Origin of the sequence: Streptomyces sp. A0592 (assembly GCF_004795115.1) — a bacterium.
In the GTDB taxonomy this organism is placed as follows: Bacteria; Actinomycetota; Actinomycetes; order Streptomycetales; family Streptomycetaceae; genus Streptomyces; species Streptomyces erythrochromogenes.
The window spans coordinates 141,745-166,408 of the sequence record NZ_SSBM01000003.1; the positions used below are offsets into that span (position 1 = coordinate 141,745).

Annotated in this window: 21 protein-coding genes and 1 tRNA gene; 12 read left to right on the forward strand and 10 right to left on the reverse strand. The window is 72.7% G+C overall.

Translation table 11 applies throughout. The features are described from left to right. Nucleotides 1-386: 386 nt before the first annotated feature. Nucleotides 387-1,469, reverse strand: coding sequence for an XRE family transcriptional regulator (locus E6U81_RS06000; RefSeq protein WP_240803702.1), 1,083 nt, complete (start codon nt 1,467-1,469; stop codon nt 387-389). A gap of 741 nt (nt 1,470-2,210) precedes the next feature. Between E6U81_RS06000 and E6U81_RS06005 the strand changes: the two genes are divergently transcribed. Together E6U81_RS06005 and E6U81_RS06010 are read left to right on the forward strand one after the other, a co-directional pair. Further along, nucleotides 2,211-2,283 (forward strand) — tRNA-Arg (locus E6U81_RS06005). A 231-nt stretch (nt 2,284-2,514) separates the two neighbouring features. After that, nucleotides 2,515-3,363, forward strand: coding sequence for a nitroreductase/quinone reductase family protein (locus E6U81_RS06010; RefSeq protein ID WP_136229042.1), 849 nt, complete (start codon nt 2,515-2,517; stop codon nt 3,361-3,363). Here E6U81_RS06010 and E6U81_RS06015 read toward each other — a convergent pair. The 4 genes from E6U81_RS06015 to E6U81_RS40895 all read right to left on the reverse strand — a co-directional run bounded on the left by E6U81_RS06015 (nt 3,266) and on the right by E6U81_RS40895 (nt 9,921). Continuing rightward, nucleotides 3,266-4,594 (reverse strand): HAMP domain-containing sensor histidine kinase, encoded by a 1,329-nt coding sequence (locus E6U81_RS06015; protein WP_136229302.1) that lies wholly within the window; start codon nt 4,592-4,594, stop codon nt 3,266-3,268. The genes E6U81_RS06010 and E6U81_RS06015 overlap by 98 nt on opposite strands. Nucleotides 4,595-4,769: 175 nt before the next feature. Beyond that, nucleotides 4,770-4,973 (reverse strand): hypothetical protein, encoded by a 204-nt coding sequence (locus tag E6U81_RS06020; RefSeq protein ID WP_240803671.1) that lies wholly within the window; start codon nt 4,971-4,973, stop codon nt 4,770-4,772. A 94-nt stretch (nt 4,974-5,067) separates the two neighbouring features. Then, nucleotides 5,068-6,813 carry an MFS transporter gene (locus E6U81_RS06025; protein WP_136229303.1) on the reverse strand — a complete coding sequence of 582 codons (1,746 nt, stop codon included), beginning with the start codon at nt 6,811-6,813 and terminating at the stop codon, nt 5,068-5,070. Nucleotides 6,814-7,161: 348 nt separating this feature from the next. After that, nucleotides 7,162-9,921: a hypothetical protein gene (locus tag E6U81_RS40895; protein ID WP_240803672.1), complete on the reverse strand. Its 2,760-nt coding sequence runs from the start codon at nt 9,919-9,921 to the stop codon at nt 7,162-7,164. Between the two features lie 185 nt (nt 9,922-10,106). Between E6U81_RS40895 and E6U81_RS06035 the strand changes: the two genes are divergently transcribed. The 3 genes from E6U81_RS06035 (at nt 10,107) to E6U81_RS06045 (ending at nt 12,461) form a co-directional block, all read left to right on the forward strand. Further along, entirely contained in the window at nt 10,107-10,844 is a 738-nt protein-coding gene (locus E6U81_RS06035; protein ID WP_136229044.1) for a GPP34 family phosphoprotein, read from the forward strand. 324 nt (nt 10,845-11,168) lie between these two features. After that, the gene (locus tag E6U81_RS06040) at nt 11,169-12,053 is read left to right on the forward strand and encodes a helix-turn-helix transcriptional regulator (RefSeq protein ID WP_136229045.1); all 885 of its coding nucleotides are present in this window, start codon (nt 11,169-11,171) and stop codon (nt 12,051-12,053) included. A 198-nt stretch (nt 12,054-12,251) separates the two neighbouring features. After that, the gene (locus E6U81_RS06045) at nt 12,252-12,461 is read left to right on the forward strand and encodes a DUF397 domain-containing protein (protein ID WP_136229046.1); all 210 of its coding nucleotides are present in this window, start codon (nt 12,252-12,254) and stop codon (nt 12,459-12,461) included. Nucleotides 12,462-12,555: 94 nt separating this feature from the next. On the opposite strand, the gene E6U81_RS06050 is transcribed toward E6U81_RS06045, so the two are convergent. Next, nucleotides 12,556-13,413, reverse strand: coding sequence for a hypothetical protein (locus tag E6U81_RS06050; protein ID WP_136229047.1), 858 nt, complete (start codon nt 13,411-13,413; stop codon nt 12,556-12,558). Between the two features lie 193 nt (nt 13,414-13,606). Here E6U81_RS06050 and E6U81_RS06055 point away from each other — a divergent pair, with 193 nt between their 5' ends. After that, complete coding sequence (locus E6U81_RS06055) at nt 13,607-14,839, forward strand: PLP-dependent aminotransferase family protein (protein ID WP_136229305.1); 1,233 nt, start codon at nt 13,607-13,609, stop codon at nt 14,837-14,839. On the opposite strand, the gene E6U81_RS06060 is transcribed toward E6U81_RS06055, so the two are convergent. From E6U81_RS06060 to E6U81_RS06070, 3 genes are all read right to left on the reverse strand, one after another. Then, nucleotides 14,817-15,443, reverse strand: a complete 627-nt coding sequence (locus tag E6U81_RS06060; RefSeq protein WP_346766126.1) for a hypothetical protein — start codon at nt 15,441-15,443, stop codon at nt 14,817-14,819. The two genes, E6U81_RS06055 and E6U81_RS06060, sit on opposite strands and share 23 nt — an antisense overlap. After that, the gene (locus E6U81_RS06065) at nt 15,410-15,655 is read right to left on the reverse strand and encodes an amphi-Trp domain-containing protein (protein WP_136229048.1); all 246 of its coding nucleotides are present in this window, start codon (nt 15,653-15,655) and stop codon (nt 15,410-15,412) included. Before E6U81_RS06065 ends, E6U81_RS06060 begins: the two co-directional genes overlap by 34 nt. A gap of 158 nt (nt 15,656-15,813) precedes the next feature. Continuing rightward, complete coding sequence (locus tag E6U81_RS06070) at nt 15,814-17,139, reverse strand: diacylglycerol kinase family protein (RefSeq protein ID WP_136229049.1); 1,326 nt, start codon at nt 17,137-17,139, stop codon at nt 15,814-15,816. Nucleotides 17,140-17,391: 252 nt separating this feature from the next. Here E6U81_RS06070 and E6U81_RS06075 point away from each other — a divergent pair, with 252 nt between their 5' ends. Both E6U81_RS06075 and E6U81_RS06080 read left to right on the forward strand, forming a co-directional pair. Further along, entirely contained in the window at nt 17,392-18,201 is an 810-nt protein-coding gene (locus E6U81_RS06075; RefSeq protein ID WP_136229050.1) for an SDR family oxidoreductase, read from the forward strand. 40 nt (nt 18,202-18,241) lie between these two features. Next, nucleotides 18,242-20,833 carry a bifunctional FO biosynthesis protein CofGH gene (locus E6U81_RS06080; RefSeq protein ID WP_136229051.1) on the forward strand — a complete coding sequence of 864 codons (2,592 nt, stop codon included), beginning with the start codon at nt 18,242-18,244 and terminating at the stop codon, nt 20,831-20,833. A gap of 46 nt (nt 20,834-20,879) precedes the next feature. Here the strand turns inward: E6U81_RS06080 and E6U81_RS06085 are convergent, their stop codons facing one another. Continuing rightward, nucleotides 20,880-21,068: a tyrosine-protein phosphatase gene (locus tag E6U81_RS06085; RefSeq protein WP_240803673.1), complete on the reverse strand. Its 189-nt coding sequence runs from the start codon at nt 21,066-21,068 to the stop codon at nt 20,880-20,882. An 865-nt stretch (nt 21,069-21,933) separates the two neighbouring features. Between E6U81_RS06085 and E6U81_RS39670 the strand changes: the two genes are divergently transcribed. The 4 genes from E6U81_RS39670 (at nt 21,934) to E6U81_RS06105 (ending at nt 24,644) form a co-directional block, all read left to right on the forward strand. Further along, nucleotides 21,934-23,079, forward strand: coding sequence for an ADP-ribosylglycohydrolase family protein (locus tag E6U81_RS39670; RefSeq protein ID WP_168714578.1), 1,146 nt, complete (start codon nt 21,934-21,936; stop codon nt 23,077-23,079). Nucleotides 23,080-23,175: 96 nt separating this feature from the next. Beyond that, complete coding sequence (locus tag E6U81_RS06095) at nt 23,176-24,036, forward strand: TIGR03619 family F420-dependent LLM class oxidoreductase (protein WP_136229054.1); 861 nt, start codon at nt 23,176-23,178, stop codon at nt 24,034-24,036. Between the two features lie 44 nt (nt 24,037-24,080). After that, complete coding sequence (locus tag E6U81_RS06100) at nt 24,081-24,362, forward strand: type II toxin-antitoxin system Phd/YefM family antitoxin (RefSeq protein WP_240803674.1); 282 nt, start codon at nt 24,081-24,083, stop codon at nt 24,360-24,362. Between the two features lie 3 nt (nt 24,363-24,365). After that, nucleotides 24,366-24,644 (forward strand): type II toxin-antitoxin system RelE/ParE family toxin, encoded by a 279-nt coding sequence (locus E6U81_RS06105; RefSeq protein WP_136229055.1) that lies wholly within the window; start codon nt 24,366-24,368, stop codon nt 24,642-24,644. Nucleotides 24,645-24,664 lie beyond the last annotated feature (20 nt).

Consider the following 24,664-nt stretch of genomic DNA (forward strand, 5'->3'; position numbering starts at 1 on the left):
AGTGGCGCCATCTTCGTACCTGCTACTCGTGATGCCGCAGGACGAGCCATCGCCTGGGTGATCAAACAGCGCGCCAGCCTCGCTGCACCGGTTGCGAGGCAGGAACACGTACACCCTGCATCGAGGCCCTTCTGCCCCCTGTGCCGGTCGCCGGGTCCAGCTCCTCGACGACCGCCTTCGAGCCGCGGGCCGCCGGCTTCCCCATTCCTCGGGCGTGCGCGCGGCGTCCGGTCGTCGCCCCGAGGCCTGGCGACCTCGCTCATCCCGCGCCGTCCGGTGCGCTCGAACCTTCGGCGGTCATCCCTTCCACCTCATCGTTGCGGTCCTCAGGAGCCCCTGCAGGAACGGAGCGCCAAAGGGCGAAAGCGAGGATGAGCATTGGCCGTTCAGGGCACCAGGGACAAGGCGCGCCGAGGCTCCGATGCGGCTCGCTGGCCTCCGCCGCCGACCATCGTCATCGTCAGGCCGAAGAGCATCTCGTTCATCTCGTCCGACGTGAGGCCCAGCTCGGCTGCCACCGCCGCCGGCTTCATTCCCGTGGACCGCAGGCCCTGGAAAACCTTGGTGAGCACCTGAGAGGTCTCCCGCTTCTTCATGCCTTCGGGCTCCGCCTTGCGGTAGCCCCGCTGGCTCAGCTCGGTGCAGGCGGAACGGTACTGCCAGTCGGTGAGTAGTCCGAGGTCGTGCATGCGGTAGGTCAGGGCCATCGCGGACACGTTCCAGATGGCCTTGCCCTTGAGGATCTGATCGACGTGTGCCCCGGCCGGCATGTGTCCCAGCACGCTCGAAGCGGGCATGAGGAAGGCGCTGACGAAGTCGTTCGCCTGCCGCTCGGCCTCGGGGCCGGCGCACTCGCGGTCGGTGCCGTGCATGACGAGGTGCCCGAGTTCGTGGGCGGCGTCGAAGCGGCTGCGCTCGGCGGACTTCATCGCGTTCAGGAAGACGAACGAGGTTCTCCCGCGCCAGACGGCGAAGGCGTCGACCTCCGCGTAATCGGGCGCGAGCGAGAAGACTCGGACGCCGTGCGCCTCCAGGAGGTGCACCATGTTGGGTGCTGGGGAGCTCCCCAGCACCCACGTCGTGCGGACCATCTCGGCCGCGGTCTCAGGGTCGGGCTTGCCGAGAGAGAGGAGGTCGGCGACCGGCAGACGGAAGCGTTCCTTGATCCAGTCATAGAGGAGCGCGGCCAGCGTTCCGGCCGCGCGCGGCGTCGAGAGTGCGGGCCGGGTCTTGCTTCGAGCACGCCACGAGATGCCCTCGGCGGGCAGCTCGTCGATCTCCGGACCTGTGAAGAAGTCTCCCGGGAAGCCGAGCCCGCCCGCGAGCCGCTGCACGGTGGTACGTCGGGGTGCCGTCCGGCCGGTCTCATAGTTGGACAGGCTCTGAAGGGAGACCCCCGCGAGTTGGGAAAGCTCGGCGAGCGTCAGGCCCCGGCGCTTTCGGGCCAGCGTGATGCGGGATGGGGTCACCAAGGTGGGACTGCCTCGGGATCCGGATGGTGCGGGTGGGGCGGCCAGTATCGCGGCCACCCCACATGATGGGCCTCAGCGAAACTGGGCCGGAGCCGCCTTCGCCACGCAGTTCGGCGGGTACTCCCCGCTCTTCGCAGCCCTCGTCGCCACTTCGTTGCTCGCGACGGTGCTCGCCGTGGCATCAGCGGCGAGGAAGCCCCACCCGGTCAGGTCTGCCGATCCGAGGTGAGCGTGATCCAGCCGTCCGGGATCCAGCCTTCGAGGTAGCCCTCCAGGAACGGCTCGAACTCCGGGATTCCGAGGTGCGCCACTTCCCCGAGCGCCTGGCGCCACGGAAGCCACAACTGTGATGGCCCGGGGTCGCCTTCGACGTGCATCGTGAACAGACGTGCCTTCCGATGTGCGCCGTCACCGGGCGCGGAACAGAACGGACGCTCCAGCAGCCTACCCACACCCGTGCAGCACCCCCGGCCTCCCCACCCACCACCCCAGACGCTCAGAAACCCCAGGTCACGACGATGCCTTCACCTCAGACCCACTCCCACGGCAATCCATGCGACCACTCCCAGCACGATCCGCTAGGCTGTCAGCGGTCAGACGACTACCAGGCGTGTGCCGGGGAAAGTGTCCGCGAGGGCAGCTCCACCCGGGCGGGCGCACGTCATCTGACCAGCACGCTTGCCGAAGCGGCTCGGGTGATCCCTCTGGGGTTTCCGGCAGCGTTTCCGACAAGCCCCCGCCTTCGTAGCTCAGGGGATAGAGCACGGCTCTCCTAAAGCCGGTGTCGCAGGTTCGAATCCTGCCGAGGGCACAGCAGAGGACCCCCCGCCGCAAAACGGCTGGGGGTCCTCTTCGCGTTGTGGTTGTATGGCGTCCGTGTCGCGTGACGCCGCCTACTGAGATGTGGGCCGGGCGGTGGTTGGGCAGGCACCCGCTTGTGAAGGACCGGGCCCATGGGCACATATGCCACCGGCTACGGGTGATTTCCCCGGTTGTAACGCTGCCGTCGCACGCATACACACCGTGAGGAAATCCGCACTCCGTGTCATCTTTCCATCAGAACATCATCGAAGAGTTCCGAGCCAACGTCGGCAAGGTCGGCGGCCCCTTCGAAGGGGCCGAGCTGCTCCTTCTCACCACCACCGGCGCCCGGTCCGGGAAGCCGCACACCGTCCCCCTCGGGTTTCTGCGCGACGGCGGCACGCCGCTCGTCGTCGCTTCCGCCGCAGGGGCCGACCGGCACCCGGCCTGGTACCACAACCTCCTCGCACGCCCCCTCGTCCAGGTCGAGACCGGGACCGAGGAGTACGAGGCCGTCGCCGTGCCCGCCGCGGGCGCGCGCCGCGACGAGCTGTTCGCTCAGGTCGTCCGGGCGGAGCCCGGCTACGGGGAGTACCAGGGCCGCACCGCGCGGGTGATCCCCGTCGTGGCCCTCCAGCGCACGCACGAGGTCCCCGAAGCGGAGGGCGGGATCGCCGGGAAGCTGCTCTCCGTGCACGGCTGGCTGCGGGCGCAGCTGGTCCACGTACGGGAGCTCGCGGGGGACCGTGCACGGGAGGGCGGGGCGGCCTCGCTCGGGCTGCAGCTGCGCCAGCACTGCCTGGCGTTCTGCCACACCCTGGAGTTCCACCACCGCAGCGAGGACGCGGGGCTCTTCCCGTACCTGGAGCAACAGCACCCGCACATGGGGGAGTTCTTCCGGCGCATCGGCGCCGAGCACGCCGTCATCGCGCGGCTCCAGGAGGAGCTGGTACGGGCCCTGGACGCGCCCGGCGACGGCGCCGGCGGCGGGTTCAGCGACCGCGTCGAGCGCATGAGCCGGGAGCTGGAGTCCCATCTCGACCGGGAAGAGGCTCAGTTGCTGCCGGTGCTGCGGGCTCTGGAAGGGTGACGCGGGCCTCGGCGCCGCCCTCCGCCCGGTTGTGGAAGGCGAGGGTGGCGCCGAGGACCCGTGCCTGGCCGACGGCGATGGTCAGACCCAGCCCGTGGCCCTTGCTCGTGCCCTCCGTACGGAACCGCTGCGGCCCGGTCGCGATCAGGTACTCCGGGTAGCCGGGCCCCGCGTCGGTCACCGTCACGGTCGGGCCGTCCACCGTGACGGTGACCGGGGCGGCGCCGTGGCTGTGCGCGTTGGCCACGAGGTTGCCCAGGATCCGCTCCAGGCGGCGCCGGTCCGTCTCCACCCGCGGGGAGGCGACCACCGTCAGGGCCGTGTCGGTGCCGGACGCGCGGATCGTGCGGGCCGCCAGGCCGGCGAGGTCGTGCGAGTCCAGCTCCACGCGTTCGCTGCGGGTGTCGAGGCGGGAGATCTCCAGCAGGTCCTCGGTCAGCGAGCGCATCGCCTGCACCCGGTCCCGTACGAGTTCGGCCGGGCGGCCCGGTGGCAGGAGCTCGGCGGCGGCGTTCAGGCCGGTCAGCGGGGTGCGGAGTTCGTGGGCGACGTCCGCCGTGAACCGCTGCTCCGCCTCCAGCTTGCGCTGGAGCGAAGAGGCCATGGTGTCCAGGGCCCGGGAGACCGCCGCCACCTCGTCCTTGGTGCGGGCCTTGTCGCCGACCCGGGCGTCCAGGTCGCCGGCGCTGATCCGGCGGGCCACCTGCGCGGTCACGTGCAGGCGCCGGGTGATCCGCGTGACGCCGAGCGCGCCGATGAGGAGGGTGACGCCGATGGCCAGGCCGGAGGAGCCGAGGATGGCACGGTCGAGGTTGGCGATGGTCCGCTCGGCCACGCGGAAGTCCACGGACACGGCGAGCGCGGTGCCGTCCTCGGCGGGCGCGGCCGCCCACATCACCGGGCGCCCGCGGTACCGGCCGACCGCCGTGCCGCGCTTGCCGTCGAGCGCCAGGGCGCGCAGCTCCGGGGGCAGGCCCGCGGGGTCGATGCCCTCGCCCCGGGGCAGGCGGGCGCCGGTCTCGTACCCCTGGACGGTCCGCTCCAGCTTGACGAGCGCCTTCTCGCGCGCCGTGCCGACGGTCTGGCGGGTCATGGCACCGTGCACGAGGCAGCCCAGCAACGCGGCGAGCCCGCAGCACATCAGGGTGATGAAGACCGTGGCCTTCCAGGTCAGGGTCGAGGTCCAGGCGGGCAGCCGCAGGCTCGGCCGCAGCCGCGCTCTGCGCTGCATCTCGTTCATGGTCTGGTCACGGTAATGCGCCCGCCGGGGCGGGCGAGCGGCGGGTTCCGGCCGGATCCCGCGAGATCCGGCCATATCGCACCCCCAGGCGGCTCGAAGCCCTCCCGGCCGGAGCCGGAAGGGCTGCGCCATCACGGATGCGCCGTCCCGCGGGACCCCCCGGGGATCAGCTCAGGCCACTGCTGCGTTCGCCGATGCGGTCGCCCTGCGGAGTGCCGGCCCGCTTGAGGGCGGCCTTCGTGTGCAGTCCGCCCTTGACCTTGGTCCGTACAGGACCGTCGAAGCCGTGACCCGGGGGGCGCGGCGGCTGCGAAGCCTCCTGCGCCTTTGCGATGGCCGCCCGGACGTCCCGCCTCTGCTCTTTGTTCATCCCGTCGTCAACTCCCTCAGGAAGCACCCAATCGGACTACTGGGATCGTATGCATATATACGGAGCAACGCACCCGGACCGGAACGTAAAGAAATCAGGGAGTCGAGCCGGTCGCCGGAGCCGGACGCTCCGGAGTCCCCAGCGTCGCCCGGACGACCTCCTCCGGGCAGGGCGTGCCCCGCGGCAGCTGGTACTTCGCCGCCACCCGGTACTCCCCCGGCGCCGGGACCAGCAGCTCCGTCCACACATCGCCCTCGCCGTCCGGCAGCGCCTTGAACAGGCACCCGGCCGTGTTCGCGAACTCCTTGGGCACGGCTCCCCGCGCCTTCGACTCCGCCGTCTCCTGCGGCGGCGGCACGGGCTTGCCCGCCGCGTCCACCAGCCCCAGCCACGGCGAGTGCGGGATCCGCACCAGCACCCGGCCGGGCTGCTTCGCGTCGATGACCAGCTGGTCGGCGCCCGCCCGCACCACGCTCGCGGGCCCCTTCACCAGGTTCGTCGGCGCGTCGACCTTGAAGAGCTGCCAGTTCGCGTCGCCCCACACCTGCTGGAGGTACGGGAGCCCCGCGCGCACCAGCTTCGCCTCGTCCTCACCGCCCGAATCGGGTTTGTCGGCCGGCAGCACCACGTAGTGCACGGCCCAGCGCTCCAGCCAGGCCCGGTAGCTGTCGGCAGTGAGGGTGTCGTCGTAGAAGAGCGGGTTGCGCTCCAGGTCGGCCTGCCGGTTCCAGCCGCGCGCGAGGTTCACGTACGAGGGGAAGGCGGAGGACTCCCGGTGGCTGCTCACGGGGACGACCTCGACCCGGCCGCGGTCGGCGCCGGCCTTCTGGAGCTGGTCCACGAGCGGGGCCAGCTCCCGGTTCCACGCGGCGACCGGGGTGGTGCGGACGATGTCCGTGACGCTGTTGGTGGTGATCCAGGCGTTCAGCCCGACGAACGCGAGCAGCACCCCGTACCAGCGCCGCGAGCGCGGGACCTCGTACGGGAGGGCCGCCAGCAGTACGGCGCCGCCGAACAGCATCACCATCCTGGTGACGTTCGAGCCGACCTGGGAGTCGATCACCCAGGTCAGGAAGACCCCGAGGGCGTAGACGGCGGAGGCGATCCGGACCGTCTTCCAGCGCCGCGGCACGAGGAAGAAGATCAGCAGCCCGAACAGGAACGGCAGCCCGGCCGAACCGATCTTCATCGGCTGGGTACCGGAGAACGGGAAGAGCCAGGCCGACAGCCCGACCACGGCCACCGGGGCCAGCCCGAGCGCGTACGCACCCGGGCGCCGCCCGCTCAGGAACAGCGCGGCCGCGATCACCCCGAGGAAGAGGCCCGCGACGGGGCTGGCGGCGGTCGCGATCCCGGCCAGCGGGGCCGCGACCGCGGCCTTGGCCCAGCGTCGCCGCGCCCACTTGCGGGGCCAGCAGAAGACCGCCGCGACCGCGCCGAGGGCGAACATCGCCCCCAGCCCGAAGGTGACCCGGCCCGAGAGCGCGTTGCAGAACAGCCCGTACGCCCCGGCCAGGGCGGGCCACAGCGGCTCGCGCACGGCCCCGCGGCAGCGGGTCAGGATCAGGGCCAGCAGCCCGGCCGAGACGGTGCCGGCGATCATCATCGTGGTGCGCACGCCGAGCATGTGCATGAGGTACGGCGAGACCACGCTGTACGAGACGGGATGCATGCCGCCGTACCAGGCGAGGTTGTACGCGGAGTCGGGATGCCGGCCCACGAACTCGGCCCAGGCGTCCTGCGCGGCGAGGTCGCCGCCGCTGTTGGCGAAGCTGAAGAACCAGACGACGTGCAGCACGGCGGCGAGCAGGGTGGTGACGGCCACGGGGTGCCGGCGCAGCGGATCGAGGGCGCGGGTGCGCCGCCGGGGCTGCCCGTGCGGCCCCTGCTGCGGCGGCACGGCGCCACGGTCCGGGCCGCCGCCGTCTGCCGACCGGATGGCTGCCCCGGGCCGGCCCTGCTGCTCAGCGGTGGTCACTGCCGCACTCCCCAACATGGATCCCCACCGGCACGCATCTGGCGTTCCGGGTTCCTAGGTCGCGTCCGGTCGGCGGGACCGAGCGGACACTCGCTAGACGCGCACCGGCGCCCCGGGGTTGCCCGGGGCGCCGGATCAGCGCTCGCTCCCGCACGGTCCGCGGACGGCCGCGGTCGGCTGCGGACGGCTGCGGACGGCTGCGGACGGCGGTCAGCCGATGCGCGTCAGCTTGCTGCCGATGCCCGGCGAGGCCAGGTCGCTCTTCAGTGCCACCGGCACCTTGACCTGGCTGGCGCCCTCGCCGACGGTCAGCATGCCGACCTCGGTACCGGCCGTCGCGGTCTGCGGCATCGCGCCACCGCCGTCCGCGAGCTTCACGGTCACGGTCAGGGACGCCCACCCGATGGCCTGCACGTCGGCCGTGGCGACGACCGGCGTCCGACCGCCGAGGCCGTCGTCGACATAGCCCACGACGTCGCCCTTCTTCACGACGGTCGCGCCGTCGAGGGCCTTCTGCGTGGCGGTCATCAGCTGCTTGCTCGCGGCGAGCACGGTGTCGATGATCGACGGCTTGTGCTGGCCGAGGACGGCTCCGACGATCAGCTGGTTGGTGTTGCCGATCTTCTTCTGCGCGGCGAAGAGGAGGTTTCCGCCCGCCTTCGTCGTCGTACCGGTCTTGATGCCGAGCGCGCCGCCGGGTCCGGTCAGGCCGTTCCAGTTGCGCCAGCTCTTGCCGGACGGGTCGACCCAGTTCGGCTTCTTGGTGATGTCGAGCAGGGTCTCGATCTCGACCAGCTTCAGGCCCAGCTTGACCTGGTCCTCGGCGGTGCTGACCGTGGTCGCGTCCAGACCCGAGGGGTCCGTGTACGTGGTGTTGGTCATGCCGAGTTCCTTGGCGGTGTCGTTCATCTTCTTGACGAACGCCTCCTGGGAACCGGCGTCCCAGCGCGCGAGCAGCCGCGCGATGTTGTTGGCCGACGGGATCATGAGGGCGGCGATCGCGTCGTACTCGGAGATCTTGTCGCCCTCCTTGACCGTGTCGAGGGTGGACTCGTTGTTGACGGAGTCGTTCTTCTTGCCCTCGGTCTCGGCCGTCTTGTCGACGTCGATCATCGCGCCCTGCTCACCCTTCTTTATCGGGTGGTCGCGCAGGATGATGTAGGCCGTCATCGACTTGGTGACGCTCGCGATCGGCACCGGCTTCTGCTCGCCGGACTGGCCGAGCGTGCCGAGGCCGGCGGCCGCCATGTACGCCTGCCCCTCGCTGGGCCAGGGCAGCTGCGGCATCGCGCCCTCGAAGGTGTACGAGGACTTCGCGGTCATCACGAGCTTCGGCTCGGGCAGCGGGCGGACCAGCTGCACGATGGCCAGGATGATGCCCAGGAGCACGACCAGCGGCGCGTAGATCTTGAACCGGCGGACGGCGGTGCGCAGCGGGCTCGGCGGCGGGGGCGGGTTGTTCGTGAGGTCCGCCAGCATGTCGAGCGGCGGCTTGGGCGGCAGCGGCTGCTGGGTGGTCCGCTCGCTCCGGTCGCTGCGGTCCAGGCGCTCGGTGGTGGTCGAGGCGGCGGCCGAGACCGACGGGGTCGGCGGGACCGGCGGCTTCGGCTGCGGCTTCGGCTGCGGCTTCGGCTTCGGCTTCGTTTCCGTCGAGCCGTCGCCGTCGGTACGCAGCGGCACGAAGGTGCTGGCCTTGGGGGCCTCGGGCGCGGGCGCCTCCGGCTTCGGGGCGCGGAAGACGGCGGTGCGCTCGCTGTCCTCGGCCGGGGCGGAAGCGGAAGGCGAAGCGGAGCCCGACTTGGCAGCGGCGGGCTTCGACTTATGCCCGGCGTCGGGCTTCAGCGCGTCCACCTTCGGCACGCGGAACACGGCGGTGCGCTCACTGTCCGCAGCCCCGGCGGCCGGAGCCGCCGGCTTCCCGCCCTCGGGCTTCGCCTCGACGGAGCCGGGCTTCACGGCACGGAACACGGCCGTACGCTCGCTGTCCGCGGGCTCATCGACCGGAGCCGACGCCTTCGACGGCTTCGCCACGGCAGGCTTCGGCCCACCGGAAGCGGAACCGGCCACGGCCGGCGGCTTGCCCGCCCCGGCGGAAGTCGAGCCGGAAGCCGCGGCAGAGCCCGGCTTCACCGCACGGAACACAGCCGTACGCTCACTGTCCGCGGGCTCATCGACCGGAGCCGACGCCTTCGACGGCCGCTCCACGGCAGGCTTCGCCTCGGGGGAGCCCGACTCACCGGCCCGTCGCCCCTCGGCATCGGCCGCCGGCCCTCCCGCCTCGGCGGAAGCCGCGGCAGAGTCCGGCTTCACGGCGCGGAACACGGCCGTGCGGCTGCTGTCCGCGGGCGCGTCGGCCGGAGCCGACGCCTTCGACGGCCGCTCCACGGCAGGCTTCGCCTCGCCAGAACCGGAACCAGCCTCGCCGACCGGCCGCACCTCGGCTTCGGCCGCCGGCTTGTCCGCCCCGGCCGCACCCGGCCTCACCGCACGGAACACGGCCGTACGCTCGCTGCCCGCAGGCTCATCGACCGAACCGGTCGGCTTCGCCACGGCCTCGGCCGACGCCTTGTCCTCACCCGCGGGAGTCCGCGCGGCGGAGCCCGGCTTCACCGCGCGGAACACGGCCGTGCGGCCGCTGTCCGCCGGCTCGGGCTTCGGGTCGGCCGGAGTCGAACCGGAGGCCGAAGCGGAATCAGCCTCGGCCTCGGGGGCCGCGTCCTCGTCGGCATCGCGCGACGCGGCATCGGCATCGTCCGCCGTCGTGGCGACCCAGGCCGCCACGGCCTCGCGCAGCGCATCCCGCCCGCCGGCCTCGGCCTCGGCTCCGCTTTCGCCCGCACGGGCGACACCGGCACCGTCCTCGGATTCCCTCGGCCGGAACACCGACAGCCTCGGGTCGCGCCCCGCGGACGACTCCGCCGCCCCCGGCGTTTCTTCATCTACCGACTTGTCGGGGGACTCGCCCGCCACCGCTCCTCCTCATCGCCGCCGTGTTCGGCTGTCCGAATGTCTAACAGTGTCCCGTCTCGGGAGCATCGCCCCCGTGCCAGACGAGAACGACATAGCTGCGGGTTCCCCCACAAAGCGGCCACGCGCTCTCGACAGATGAATGTGAGAGGCGTCACCCTGTCACTCATCCACGCGGGGAGGCATGGATGGGCAGGAGCCGCAGAACAATTCCGGAGGAGCTTCTGCTGCTCGCCTTGGACCCGGCCACGGGTACCACGGCGCAGCCGCAGTCGCTCGACCTCGGCCTGGCCGGGGCACAGCTAGTGGAGCTGGCTCTGGCAGGACGGATAGCCCCTGATGGGGATCGTATCGCCGTGGTGATGCCACGGCCGACAGGAGATCCGACTCTGGACTCCGCACTGGAACTGCTGCGCAGGCGCGGCAGCCCGGTACGGGCCGTCCACTGGATCGGCGGACCCCGGCTGGGGCTTCGTCAGATTTACCTCGCGCACCTGGAGCGCTGCGGCATGGTTCATGCCGTCGCGGGACAGATGTGCGGAGTGTTGCCGACGACTCGCTACCAGGCGACGGACACGGAGATCAGCCGGGAGATCCGAGCCCGGCTGGACAGTGCGATCCGCACCGGCGTACCGCCGGACCCGCGGACCGCGGCGCTCGCCGCGCTGGCCCACGCGGTCGGACTCGGCAAGCACCTGTACCCCGGCAACGAGGGGCGCTCGTCCAGGTCCCGACTGCGGGACCTGATCAGGCACGACCCGATGGGCGGACTAGTGGCGCACGCCGTGATGGACGTCCAGAACGGTGTGGCCGCACAGCCACGCCGGGACCGCGCGCCGGCACCGCAGGCCCGGCCCGCGCCGGCGGGCGGCGTCCCGATGCAGCCACGCCGCACGGGTGCGATGGCACGCGTGCCCGCGCACTGATCCACCCCCGGTGAGGCCCGGACAGGATCCCGGGTCCCCAGCTCGACAGCTCGACAGTTCGGCAGGTCCCCCGTTCCACCGTTCCACCGTTCCACCACCGCACCGCAGAGCAACGCCACCGCCGGGACCGGCATCCGCGAGGATCCGGTCCGGGAGCCGCCAGCGCGCGGGGTGGCGGAGCCGGTCCGCCGGCTCCGCCACCCCGCGCGTCTGTGTTTTCCCTGCCGTTCCCCAGCGGCACCGCCCGCTTCGGTGGCAGTCTGCTGAACATCAGACACGCAGAGAGACAGCTGCACGACAGAAGAAGGCGGAGGTGCCGTTCACGTGGCGTCCAATGTCAATCCCACCGTCCGACGCCGCCGACTGGGAATGGAGCTGCGCAAGCTCCGCGAGGACAAGGGCATGACGGCCGAACAGGTCGCCGAACGCCTCCTCGTCTCCCAGTCGAAGATCAGCCGGCTGGAGAACGGCCGCCGTTCCATCAGCCAGCGCGACGTCCGCGACCTGTGCGACGTGTACGAGGTCGAGGACCGCCGGCTCATCGACTCCCTCATGCAGATGGCGAAGGACTCCCGCCAGCAGGGCTGGTGGCACGCCTTCGGCGACATCCCGTACAGCGTGTACATCGGGCTGGAGACCGACGCCGCCAGCCTGCGCACGTACGAACCCCTGGTCATCCCGGGCCTGCTCCAGACCACCGAGTACGCGCAGGCCCTCGTCCGCGGCGCGTGGCCGGAGACCGCCCCCGCAGATGTGGACAAACGCGTCCAGGTCCGCATGCACCGCCAGAAACGGCTCTCCGAGACGGAGAACAACAACCCGGACCTCGGGCCCCTGCGCCTGTGGGCGGTCATCGACGAGGCGGCGCTGCGCCGGCACGTGGGCGACGCCCAACTGATGACCCGACAGCTCGAATACTTGATAGAGCAGTCGGAGCAGCCGCACGTCACCGTGCAGGTGATGCCCTTCGAGCTGGGCGCGCACCCCGGCGTGAACGGCCAGTACGCGATCCTGGAGTTCCCGGACGCGTCCGACTCGACGGTCGTCTACATCGAGGGCGTCACCAGTGACCTGTACCTGGAGAAGGCCAACGACGTCCAGAAGTACAGCGTGATGTACGAGCACTTGCGCGCCCAGGCCCTCGGAGTCGACAAGACACGGGAGTTCATCTCGCAGATCATCAACGAATATGCCGACAAGGGTGAATAGTCCTGTGACTCAGGAGGCTGGCGGGCGAGGGGGCGGCACCGTACACCGTCACTCCCCGGCCACAGAAGGCTTGAATGGAATATGCCACTCGGTCGGGTGAATGCTTCCTTCACCCGTCAGGAGCTGCGGGTAGCGTCGATCAGGTCAGCCGGAAATGGCCGACAAGACACCCGAACTACTCGTGCACCGGAGAGAAACATGGCTATTCGCCAGGGCGCCACCGACAACTGGGTCAAGTCCTCCTACTCCGCCAACGGCGCCTGCGTCGAGGTCAAGTCCCCCGTCATGGAGGCGATCGCCGTACGTGACTCGAAGGTGCAGGACGGCCCGTCCCTCACCTTCGCGCCCGGCTCCTGGACCTCCTTCGTCGCAGACGTCACCGAAGGCCGGCTGGGACGCCTCGTCTGAAGATCACGACGCGTCCCGACCGTCCCGCCACCACCGCCTGCAGCCCTCTCGACCGGTCCGCCGTCTTGGCCGAGGGGGCTCGGCCATGCCCGGGTCAGCGCAACTGATCGACGTACCGGTCCGTCCCCGGCACCGTCGGGATGAACGGAGCCACGAGCTCCACCCGCCCCAGCCCCGCCTCCGCGACCTCCGCGTCCAGCCCCTGGAAGCGGTCCCAGCAGGCCCGGGGGTCCTCCTCCAGGAACCACAGCAGGGTGAGGCGTGTGTCGACCCCCTCCACCTGCTTGACGTACGTCATCCGGTCACCGGGCAGCGGCGTCGGCCGGAAGACCGTCACCATCGCCGCCGGGGAGCCGTGCAGCCGCTTCGGCAGGGCCCGCGAGCGCAGCCACTCCAGCAACTCGGCCCGCTGCTCCGGACCGTCGGCGTCGACCACCTGCACCACCAGCCCCGCGTACGGGTGATCGAGCGCGTGGTGGTCGCGCGGGCCGGCGGCGCCGTCGCGGTAGACGGTGGCCGCGTGGTCCTGGAAGGCCGTGAAGACGTGGGTCCGGTCCTGGTAGACGCGACCGTCGCGGTTCAGCCGCTTGTTGATGCCGACCGTCCACTTCATGTGCTCGTCGTAGCGGCCCGCGGTGACCCAGTACGTCGATATGTAGCAGCCGGCGGTGACCGGCTGGGCGACGGCCGACTTCTCGGGGTAGCGCAGCTCCTGGAGCTCGCGGGTGGCCACCCAGCGGCGGCCCGCGTACATCCACGGCATGGCCATGGCGCCCGCGTAGTAGTGGTCGTCCTCGTACCAGCGGTTGTACGCGTACTCGTGGCCCGGGTGCGGCTCCACCATGGTGATCAGCGCATGGCCGGGGCGGACGCCGTAGGGGCCGACCGCCGCCAGCGCGGCGTAGTCGTCGACGCGGGTGTCCTGCTGCGGGTCCTGCTCTGCTGTCGTCATGGGACCGGTCTAGCTGATGTGGCGTCAGATCGGGAGGGGGCGGGCGGAGTCGAGGGCGGCCGGGTGGCAGGCGTCCACCTCCTGATACATACATGCCGTCTACACCTTTCTGTCGCTACGATGCGCGCACCCGTCTCCCCGAGGAGCTCCCGTGCCCGCTGCCGCTGCCGCTGCCAGCACCGCCACTGCCGCCGTGCCCACCGCCGCCGCACCACCCGCGTTCGCCGTCCGCGCCACCTCCGTCGAGGGCTCCCCCGTACGCGAGATCCTCGCGCTCACCCAGCGGCCTGGGACCGTCTCCTTCGCCGGCGGCCTCCCCGCCCCCGAGCTCTTCGACACCGAGGGCCTGCGCGCCGCGTACGACGCGGCCTTCACGCTGTCGGCGCGCCGCGCGCTCCAGTACTCGACCACCGAGGGCGCACCGGAGCTCCGCGCGGCGGTCGCGGCGCGGGCGACGGCGCGCGGGCTGCCGACCGGCGCGGACGACGTGCTCGTCACCTCCGGCTCCCAGCAGGCCCTCACCCTCATCACCGCGGCCCTGATCGAGCCGGGCGACGTGGTGCTGACCGAGGACCCCACCTACCTCGCCGCCCTCCAGTGCTTCGGGCTGGCGGGGGCGCGGGTGGTGCCCGTGCCCTGCGACGAGGAGGGCCTCCTGCCGGACGCGCTGGCGGAACTCGTCGCGCGGGAGCGGCCGAAGCTGCTCTACACGATCCCGACCTTCCAGAACCCGACGGGCCGCACCCTGCCGGCCTCCCGCCGGGCAGCGGTCGCGCAGACCGCGGCCCGGCTCGGCCTGTGGCTGGTGGAGGACGACCCGTACGGGGACCTGCGCTACGAGGGCCGGGACGTGCCGTGGCTCGCCGCCCACCCGGGCGCGGAGGACCGTACGGCCCTGCTGGGCAGCTTTTCGAAGATCATGGCTCCGGGGCTGCGTCTGGGCTGGCTCCGTGCGCCGGCGGCGCTCCTGCGGGCCGCGGCGGTCGCGAAGCAGGCGGCGGACCTGCACACCTCCACGGTGGACCAGCTGGCCGCGGCGCACTACCTCGCGGCGGTGGACCTGGACGCGCACATAGCCGCCGTGCGCACCGCCTACCGCGAGCGGCGCGACGCCCTCCTGGGCGCCCTGAGCCGGACGCTGCCGGCGGACTGCGCCTGGAACCTGCCCGAGGGCGGGATGTTCGTGTGGGCCCGGCTCCCGGCGGACCACGACGCGACGGCCCTGCTGAGGACGGCCGTGGCGCACGGCGTCGCCTTCGTCCCGGGAGCCCCCTTCCACGCGTGCGCGCCGGACCCGCGCACGCTGCGCCTGTCCTTCACCACGCATGCCCCAGGGGAGATCGCCGAGGGCGTCGAGCGGCTCGGGGCGGCCCTGGCGGAGTACGGCGCGACGCCGCGGGGTCTCAGTGCTGGAGCCCGACCTTGAGCAGCACGATGAGCAGCCCGAGGAGGAGGTTGACCACACCGGCGACCACCATCAGGCGGCGGGAGGCTCCGGCGCGCTTGGCGGCCACGGTCGCCCAGCCGACCTGCCCGGCCAGGGCGACCAGGAGCGCCAGCCACGCGATGCCCTGCGGCCCCAGGTCGAAGAGCGGGGTGATGGCCGCGGCGGCGGCGGGCGGGACGGCCGCCTCGATGATCGGGCGCTCCTGCCGGGAGACGCGGCGGATCACGCTCCAGCTCAGCCTGCCCACGAGGAGCCGGGCCCCGAAGAGGCGGGCGAAGACGTGCGCGGCCCAGAACACCACACCGGTGCCCAGCAGGAGGGCGATGAGCTGCAGCCTCGGGTGGGAGCCGAGGGTTCCGGCGCCGACGACGACGGAGGCGGCGAGCAGCGAGCCGTAGACGGCGCCGGTGTAGTCGCCGCGGGCCTCGTCCGAGTCCGGCTCCGCGGCTGCCTCCGCAGCCGCCGCGGCGGCCTCCGCAGCTGCGGCCTCCGGGTCGGGCTCCGGCTCCGCGGCCGTCTCCGGGGTCTTCCCGGGGCCGTCCGGGGCCACTATGACGGGGCTCCGGAGCGCGAGGTGGGCCACTTGAGCTCGATCTCCATCTCGATCTGCCCGTCGCCGACCTCGACCTCGATCTCGGTGCTGAGTTCGTCGGGGACCCGCAGGCTCATCGTCCCGGGGCCGAGTTCCAGTTCGGCGTTGCCGCCGTGCCGCAGCGCCTCCGCGAGCGCGGCGAGCTGGTCGGCGGCCTCAAGGCGTGAAAGGGAACTCTTCTGCTCGAACTTGAGGTCCTTCACGGCTGTCTCCTATCCGCGCACGACCAGCGGGAACAGCAGGGGCAGCGCACCGGGCGCACCCGGCACAGCGGGGGCGCCGGGCACCCGGCACACCGGGTAAGCCTCATTGTGACGCCGCACCGGGGGCCGGGCATCCCGGGGGAAGCGAGCCCCCGCCGTCACCGCAGGCGGTTGAAGGCCAGCGCGAGGACGTCGCGCCACTCCATGGGCGGACCGGCCACCGGGGCGCCGGGGCGCTCCCTCGGCACCAGTACGCGCAGGGCGCCCGGGCGGACGGTGCAGGTGACGGGCGTGGGCAGGGTCAGGGCCTCCCCGTCCACGGCCACCGGGATGCTTTCCGCCTCCGATGCGACGACGACCTGCCGGGAGGTCAGGATGTGCAGGCCCGCCGCCCGTGCGCCCCGCAGGGCGACGTCGGCCGCCTGGGCGGCGTTGTTCACCCGGATCCCGACGACGCCCAGCACGCCGAGGTCGAGGCGGGCGCGGCGGGCGCCCACGGCCATCGGTTCGGGCGACGAGTAGGGGTTGTTGCTGATCAGCAGTGCCTGCTGGGCCTCCAGGCGCGTCTGGTCGGTCGCCGCTTCGAGGGTGCGGCCGGCGTAGCCGATCAGCAGGTCGGGCAGTGCGTTCAGGGCCGAGTCCGCCTTGGCGTCGCGGTACTCCGGGCGCTGCACGACCTCCGCGTAGACGCCGAACGAGGCCGTGTTCACGAAGGCGCGGCCGCCCACGAAGCCCAGGTCGATCCTGAGCTCCTCCCCGTCCGCCAGGGCGTCCAGGCACCGGGCCGGGTCCTCGCGGTCCAGGCCGAGGTCCATGGCGAAGTGGTTCCTGGTCCCCGCGGAGATCACCAGGAACGGCAGGCCGTGCTCGGCCGCCACCTCGGCCACCCGGGCCTGGGTGCCGTCGCCGCCGGCCACCCCGAGCAGGTCCGCCCCCTCGGCGACCGCCCGGCGGGCGACGGCGGCGACGTCCGTGACGGCCTCCGTGTCGAGCAGCACCACCCGGGCGCCGAGCGCCTCGGCCTTCTCGACGAGGCCGAAGCGGCCGACCTTCCCGCCACCGGACTTCGGGTTCATGATCAGCACCGGGTGCCGGGGGCGGTCGGCGGCGACCGCCCGCATGCCGGCGGACGGCCGCGCGGCACGCAGCGCCGTCCGCGCGCACACCACGGCGGCCGCCCAGAGCACGATGGCGGCCAGGGCCGTGGGCCACAGGTCGGCGCGGGCGTAGATGACGAGGATGGCCAGCGGTGCGGCCACGGCCAGCACGGTCCCGGCGAGCCGGACCGGCCCGCGGTGGGCGACCACCCACCACGTGCCCACGGCGGTGAGCGCCGCGCCGGCCATCCCGACCGTGACCACGATCAGCCCGCCGCCCTCGCCGGACGCCACCAGCACGACCACCGCGCCCAGGACGCAGAACAGCGCCAGCAGTGCGAACAGCCGGGCGCGCGGCGGCGCGCCGACAGGGTGCGAGAGCGACATGGTCCTCACGTCCTCCGACCGGGTCCCGGCGCGGCGGATCGTCCCCGCCGGGATGCGTTCCCATCCGATCATCCCCCGAACACCCCCCACCGTCGACGCGGACCGAAGGCCCCGGTGCGGGCGGGGGGGCGGCTCACTTCGCAGCAGTGCGTGAAGGGGCGGTCCGGGCGGCTCCGGCACATCGGCTCCCACGGGTGGCACGCGGCCCTTCCCATAGGGAGCGCGGCACCCTAGCCTGACGCACCGTCAGATATGGTTGCGCCCGCCTGGAGGTACGTCGTGCTGTTGCGAGGGAAGACCGTCATCGTCTCCGGCGTCGGGGCCGGGCTGGGGCACCAGGTGGCCGCCGCCGTCGTGCGGGACGGCGGGAACGCCGTGCTCGGGGCGCGGACCGAGGCGAATCTCGCCAAGTCCGCCGCCGAGATCGACCCCGACGGCACCCGCACCGCCCACCGGCCGACCGACATCGGCGACGAGGCGCAGTGCGAGGCCCTCGCCGCCCTGGCCGTGGAGCGGTTCGGGGGCGTCGACGCCGTCGTGCACGTCGCCGCCTGGGACTCCTACTTCGGCGGTCTGGAGGACGCGGACTTCGGGACCTGGCAGCAGATCATCGACGTCAACCTGCTGGGCACCCTGCGCATGACCCGGGCCTGCCTGCCCGCCCTCAAGGAGCGGGGCGGATCCGTGGTCATCATCGGGACGCAGTCCGCCGTCGCCGCGCCCAACGAGGTGCAACAGGCCGCCTACGCCGCCTCCAAGGGGGCACTGACCTCCGCCATGTACTCCATGGCCCGCGAGCTCGGCCCGCACCGGATCCGCGTCAACACCGTGCTGCCCGGCTGGATGTGGGGCCCGCCCGTTCAGGCCTTCGTCACCTTCACCGCGCACACCGAGAACGTCCCCGAGGCCGAGGTGCACGCCCGCCTCACCCAGCGCATGGCACTGCCCGACCTCGCCACCGACGGGGACGTCGCCGACGCCGCCGTCTTCCTCGCCTCCGACCGCGCCCGGGCGATTACCGGCCAATCGCTGCTGGTCAACGCCGGTGAGCTGATGCGATGACCCACTCCACCGCCGTCGCGTCGGATCGTATGCTCGCCCCATGACCACTCCGAGTGAGGCTCCGACCGAAAACGCGATGCGCCGCGCGCTGCGGCGGGCCCGAGACGGCGTCGCGCTCGACGCGGCCGAGGCGGCCGTGCTGCTCCAGGCACGCGGCGAGGCCCTCCGGGACCTCGCCGCCTCAGCCGCTCGCGTCAGGGACGCCGGGCTCGCCGCCGCCGGGCGGCCCGGTGTCATCACGTACTCGCGCAAGGTCTTCATCCCCCTCACCCGCCTCTGCCGCGACAAGTGCCACTACTGCACCTTCGTCACCGTCCCCGGCAAGCTCCGCAGGAGCGGCCACGGGATGTACCTCTCCCCCGACGAGGTCCTCGACATCGCCCGCCAGGGTGCGGCGATGGGCTGCAAGGAGGCCCTCTTCACCCTCGGCGACCGCCCCGAGGACCGCTGGCCCGAGGCCCGCGAGTGGCTGGACGCGCACGGCTACGACGACACCCTCGCCTACGTCCGCGCCATGGCGATCCGCGTCCTGGAGGAGACGGGGCTGCTGCCGCACCTCAACCCCGGTGTCATGTCGTGGTCCGAGCTGCAGCGCCTCAAGCCCGTCGCCCCGTCCATGGGCATGATGCTGGAGACCACCGCCACCCGCCTGTGGTCCGAGCCGGGCGGCCCCCACCACGGCTCCCCCGACAAGGAACCGGCCGTGCGGCTGCGCGTGCTGGAGGACGCGGGCCGCTCCAACGTCCCCTTCACCACCGGCGTCCTCATCGGCATCGGCGAGTCCTACGAGGAGCGGGCCGACGCCTTCTTCGAGCTGCGCCGCATCCAGCGCAGCTACCACGGCATCCAGGAGGTCATCGTCCAGAACTTCCGCGCCAAGCCGGACACCGCCATGCGCGGCATGCCGGACGCGGAGCTGGAGGAGCTGGCCGCGGCCATCGCGGTCGCCCGCCACATCCTGGGCCCGAGCGCCCGGATCCAGGCCCCGCCGAACCTGGTGGACGCCGAGTACGCCCTGCTCATCGGCGCGGGCATCGACGACTGGGGCGGCGTCTCCCCGCTGACCCCCGACCACGTCAACCCCGAGCGCCCCTGGCCGCACATCGAGGAGCTGGCCGCGCGGACCGCGGCCGCCGGCTTCGAGCTGCGCGAACGCCTCACCATCTACCCGGAGTTCCTGCAGCGCGGCGAGCCCTGGCTGGACCCGCGGCTGCTGCCGCACGTACGGGCGCTGGCCGACGCGGAGACCGGCCTGGCCGACGAGCGGGCCGCCGTCGAGGGCAGGCCCTGGCAGGAGCCCGACGAGGGCTTCGCCGCGTACGGGCGCAGCGGCACCGGGCGCACCGACCTGCACACCGCCATCGACACCGAGGGCCGCACCGCCGACCGGCGCGAGGACTTCGACCACGTCTACGGCGACTGGGAGGCGCTGCGCGAGGCGGCCGCGCCCGGCATGGTCCCCGAGCGCATCGACACCGACGTGCGCGCCGCCCTGGCGCAGGCCGCCGACGACCCGACGAAGCTCACCGACGCGCAGGCGCTCGCGCTGCTGCACGCGGACGGGCCGGCTCTCGACGCCCTGTGCCGGATCGCCGACGACCTGCGCAGGTCGGTCGTCGGCGACGACGTCACCTACATCGTCACGCGGAACATCAACTTCACCAACGTCTGCTACACCGGCTGCCGTTTCTGCGCGTTCGCGCAGCGGCGCACCGACGCCGACGCCTACACCCTCTCCCTCGACCAGGTCGCCGACCGGGCCGCCCAGGCCTGGGACGTCGGCGCGGTCGAGGTGTGCATGCAGGGCGGCATCCACCCCGACCTGCCGGGGACGGCGTACTTCGACATCGCGCGGGCGGTCAAGCAGCGGGTGCCGGGCATGCACGTGCACGCCTTCTCGCCGATGGAGGTCGTCAACGGCGCCACCCGCACGGGCATGTCCGTACGGGACTGGCTGACGGCGGCCAAGGAGGCCGGCCTGGACTCGATCCCGGGCACGGCGGCGGAGATCCTGGACGACGAGGTGCGCTGGGTCCTGACCAAGGGCAAGCTGCCGACGGCGGACTGGATCGACGTCGTCACCACGGCGCACGAGCTGGGGATCCGCTCCTCGTCCACGATGATGTACGGGCACGTGGACCAGCCCAGGCACTGGCTCGGCCACTTCCGCACGCTGGCCCGCATCCAGCAGCAGACGGGTGGTTTCACGGAGTTCGTGACGCTGCCGTTCATCCACACCAACGCCCCCGTGTACCTGGCGGGCATCGCGCGTCCCGGCCCGACGGTCCGCGACAACCGCGCGGTGACGGCCATGGCCCGGATCCTGCTGCACCCGCACATCCCCAACATCCAGACGAGCTGGGTGAAGCTGGGGGCGGAGGGCGCGGCCGAGATGCTCCGCTCCGGGGCCAACGACCTCGGCGGGACGCTGATGGAGGAGACCATCTCCCGCATGGCCGGTTCGAGTTACGGCTCCTACAAGTCGGTCCGGGACCTGGTGGCGGTCGCCGAGGCGGCGGGGCGGCCCGCGAAGCCCCGTACGACGCTGTACGGGGAGGTGCCCGAGGAGCGGCAGCGGGCCGCCCTCGCCTCGGACGGCCACCTGCCGGAGCTGCTGCCCGTACTGGACTGAGCGGGGCGGAGGGGGTCCGCGGCGCGGGCCCCCTCCCGTCCGGCCGTCATCCGAGGAGCAGGTCCTTCTTGAGCTGCTTCAGCTCGCGGGCGTCGATGCCGAGTCCGTCCTGGAGGTAGCGGTCGAAGGAGCCGTACGTGGCCGCGACCTCGTCGTAGCCGGCGTTCAGGTACTCGGGGCGCACGTCGATGAGCGCGGAGGCGACGACGGTCGCGGCGCGGAGAGCCTTCTTCATGCGGTCGAGGCCGGGCGGCCGCGGAGAACGCCGGATGAACGCGGTATGGCCGAAACCGGCCGCCCCGAAGCAAGTGACAAAACGTGCCATTGGCCAGGCCTGCGGCCGGAACTGTTCGGATTCCGGCCTATCTCTGGTCACTTACGGACCTCTTGGCGTACCGCTTCCGGTTTCGATCGAACGTGTCCACTACAGTGCGGATTTCGCATGCGCGGCGGTTACAGGTCATCGGGGGGGCGCGGTGCCGGGGGTGGACGAAGTGGTCGGTACGGACGACAACAGGGGCACGCCCGGCGGTCCCGGCCCCTCCGACGGGGCGTCGGGCCCCGCCTACCTGCCCCCAGGCTTCGCCCCCGCCCCGGCCGGAGCGTCGGCCCCGGGCCCGGCGAACACCCCCGGCACGTCGGCCCCGCACAACCCCGCCACGCCGGCGGGCGGTACGGGCACCGTTCCCGGCCCCGCCGGAGGGCCGCGCCCGGCCGGAGGCCAGGGGCAAGCGGGCGGGGCGCCGGGCACCGGCGCGGCCAACCCGGCCGGAGGCCGGGGGCCGGACGGCGGCCCGGCCACTCCGGCGGGCGGTACGGGCACCGTTCCCGGCCCCGCCGGAGGCGAAGGCGCGACCACCGCCGAACCGGCCGAAGGGCCGACCCCGCCGGCAGGCGGTACAAGCGGACCCGGCCCGGCGGAAGACGCCCGCGCAGCCACCACTGGCGCAGGCCCGGCCGCAGGCCAGGGGCAGGGAGTAAACCCGGCCACGCCGGCGGGCGGTACCCTCGCCGCGGCCACGCACAGCACCGCCAACCCGGCCGGAGGCCAAGCGCAGACCACCGCCGACCCCGCCGGAGGCAGGACGCTCGGGCGGGGGATCGTCACCGGGCTCTGGGGGCGGGTCGAGCAGCAGGACTTCCGCAGCCGGATCCGCGGCACCCTTCTCGGCGCGGCCCTCGGCGACGCCCTCGGCGCGCCCCTCGCCGGCCTCCCCCTCGACGCCATCCGTGCCGCCCACGGCCCCGACGGCCTCACCGCCCCCGCCGTCGCCCACGGCCGCCTCGGCCGGGTCACCGCGGCCACCCAGCTCACCCTCTTCACCGTGGACGGGCTGATACGGGCCCACGTACGCCGGGACACCGGCGTCTGGCACCCGCCCACCGACGTGCACCGCGCGTACCGCCGCTGGGCCGCGACCCAGCACGACTGGGGCCCCGACGAGCGCCGCAAGGACAACGGCTGGCTCGCGCAGGAGGAATGGCTCTACGCCCGCCGCGACCCCGACCGCGCCTGCCTGACCGGCTTCGGCGACGACGTCCTCGCCACCCTCGACCGGCCCAAGAACCCGACCGCCCGCGGCGCGGCCGCCGCCGCCCGCTCGGCGCCCTTCGGGCTGCTGGTCGGCTGGGAGCCCGCCCTCGTCCTCCAACTCACCGTCGAGTGCGCCGCCCAGAGCCACGGCCATCCCACCGCCCACCTCTCGGCCGGCGCCCTCGCCGTCATCGTCCACGGCCTGACCCGCGGCGACTCCCTCGACGCCGCCGTCCAGCGCACCCTGGGACTCCTGGGCGCCCGCCCCGGCCACCAGCCCATCACCGACGCCCTCCAGCGCGCCATGTCGGCGGTCACCCGGGGCGCGCCCGGCCCCGACGCCGTCGAAGCCCTCTCCCCCGGCAAGGCCGCACCCGACGCCGCACCCGCCGCACCCGCCGCCGGCGACGCCTCGGACGCCCTCGCCGTCGCCGTCTACTGCGCCCTGGTCGCCGAGGACGTCGCCCACGGCCTGCGCCTCGCCGTCAACCACGGCGGCGACTCCGTGGCCGCCGGCGCCCTGTGCGGGGCGCTGCTCGGCGCCCTCCACGGCGAGACGGCCCTGCCTCCCGCATGGCTCGCGGAGCTCGAAGGCCGTGCCACGCTCCTGGAGCTGTGCGACGACTTCGCCCTGGAGATGACCCAGGGCCCGACCCTCCACAGCCCCTCCGCCGCTTCCCCCGGCTGGCTGGCCCGCTACCCGCGCGGCTGACGCCGTATCCCCACCGCCTGACGCCCCCTCAACAATCCTTGCCTCAGCCCGTACCGTGGCGTTCCCACGTCCCGGCTGCCGGAGGTGCCAGCACCCATGCGGATCGCCACGACCGTCTTCCTCACCGACCGCACCGTCTCCCCCGTACGTCTCGCCCGCAGCCTGGAGGAACGCGGCTTCTCGGGCCTCTACCTGCCGGAGCACACCCATATCCCGACCTCCCGCGAGACCCCCGCCCCGATGGGCGGCGAACTCCCCGAGATGTACGGGCGCACCCTCGACCCCTTCGTGGCCCTCGGCCAGGCCGCCGCCGTCACCGAACGGCTGCAGCTGGGCACCGGCATCACCCTGGTCGCCCAGCACGACCCGATCGGCCTCGCGAAGCAGGTCGCGACCCTCGACCACCTCTCCGGCGGCCGTTTCACCCTGGGCATCGGCTACGGCTGGAACGTCGAGGAGGCCGCCGACCACGGCGTCGAGTGGCGCACCCGCCGCGACCTGGTCCGCGACCGGATGGCCCTGATGCGCGCCCTGTGGGCGCCCGAGCCGACGGCGTACGTCGGCCAGTACTGCTCCGTGCAGGCCAGCAGCGCCCACCCGAAGCCGGCGCAGGCCCCGCGCGAACTCGGCCCCGGCTCCACCCTGCACGGCCCCCGCACCCTGATCGGCGGCGCGGCCGGCCCGAAGCTGTTCGCCGCGATCGCCGACCACGCCGACGGCTGGCTCCCGATCGGCGGCGGCGGCCTGACCGAGTCCCTCCCGGTGCTGCGCCAGGTATGGGAGACCGCCGGACGCGACCCGAAGTCCCTCCAGGTGGTCCCGTACGCCGTGCACCCCAGCCCGGGCAAGCTCGCCCACTACGCCGACCTCGGCATCGAGGAGGTCGTCCTCCAGCTCCCCTCGGCCCCGGAGCCGGAGATCCTGCGCACCCTGGACGACTTCGCCCAGTACCTCTGACCACCCGAGCGGCGCGCTTTATGTACATCCGGTACATTGGTTGCATGAGTGAGCCGGTCATCGAATCCATGGCAGAAGTGCGCAGCCACCTGGCCGACGCCATAGACCGCGCCCGCCGCGAGGGAGTGCCCACGATCATCACGCGCCGCGGCAAGCAAGAGGCCGTCGTGATCGACATCGACGAATACCAGCGTCTCCGCCGCCTCGCGGACGAGACCGAGGACGCCTGGCTGAACGCCATGGCCGACGAGGCCGAGGGCGAGGGCGTCGAGGGATCCGTATCCCTGGAGGAGATGGCCGCCATCCTCCGCGATCAGCAGGCATGACGGATGGGCTACGTCACCCGGTTCACGCCGCACGCGCAACGCGATTTGCTCAAGATCCCCCGCCCTGACGCCGTGCGCATCCTGCACCGGCTCGCCGAACTGCAGAAGGCCCTCACGGCGGGGGACACGGCAGCGTTCGACGTCAAGGCGCTCCAGGGACACGCATCGCGCTGGCGCCTGCGCGTCGGCGACTACCGCGTCGTGTACACCGTCGAGGACGGTCAGCTCATCGTCTGGGTGCTGGCAGCAGGGCACAGGCGCGAGGTGTACCGGGGCCACTGAGGCCGGGGTGCGAAGGGCGG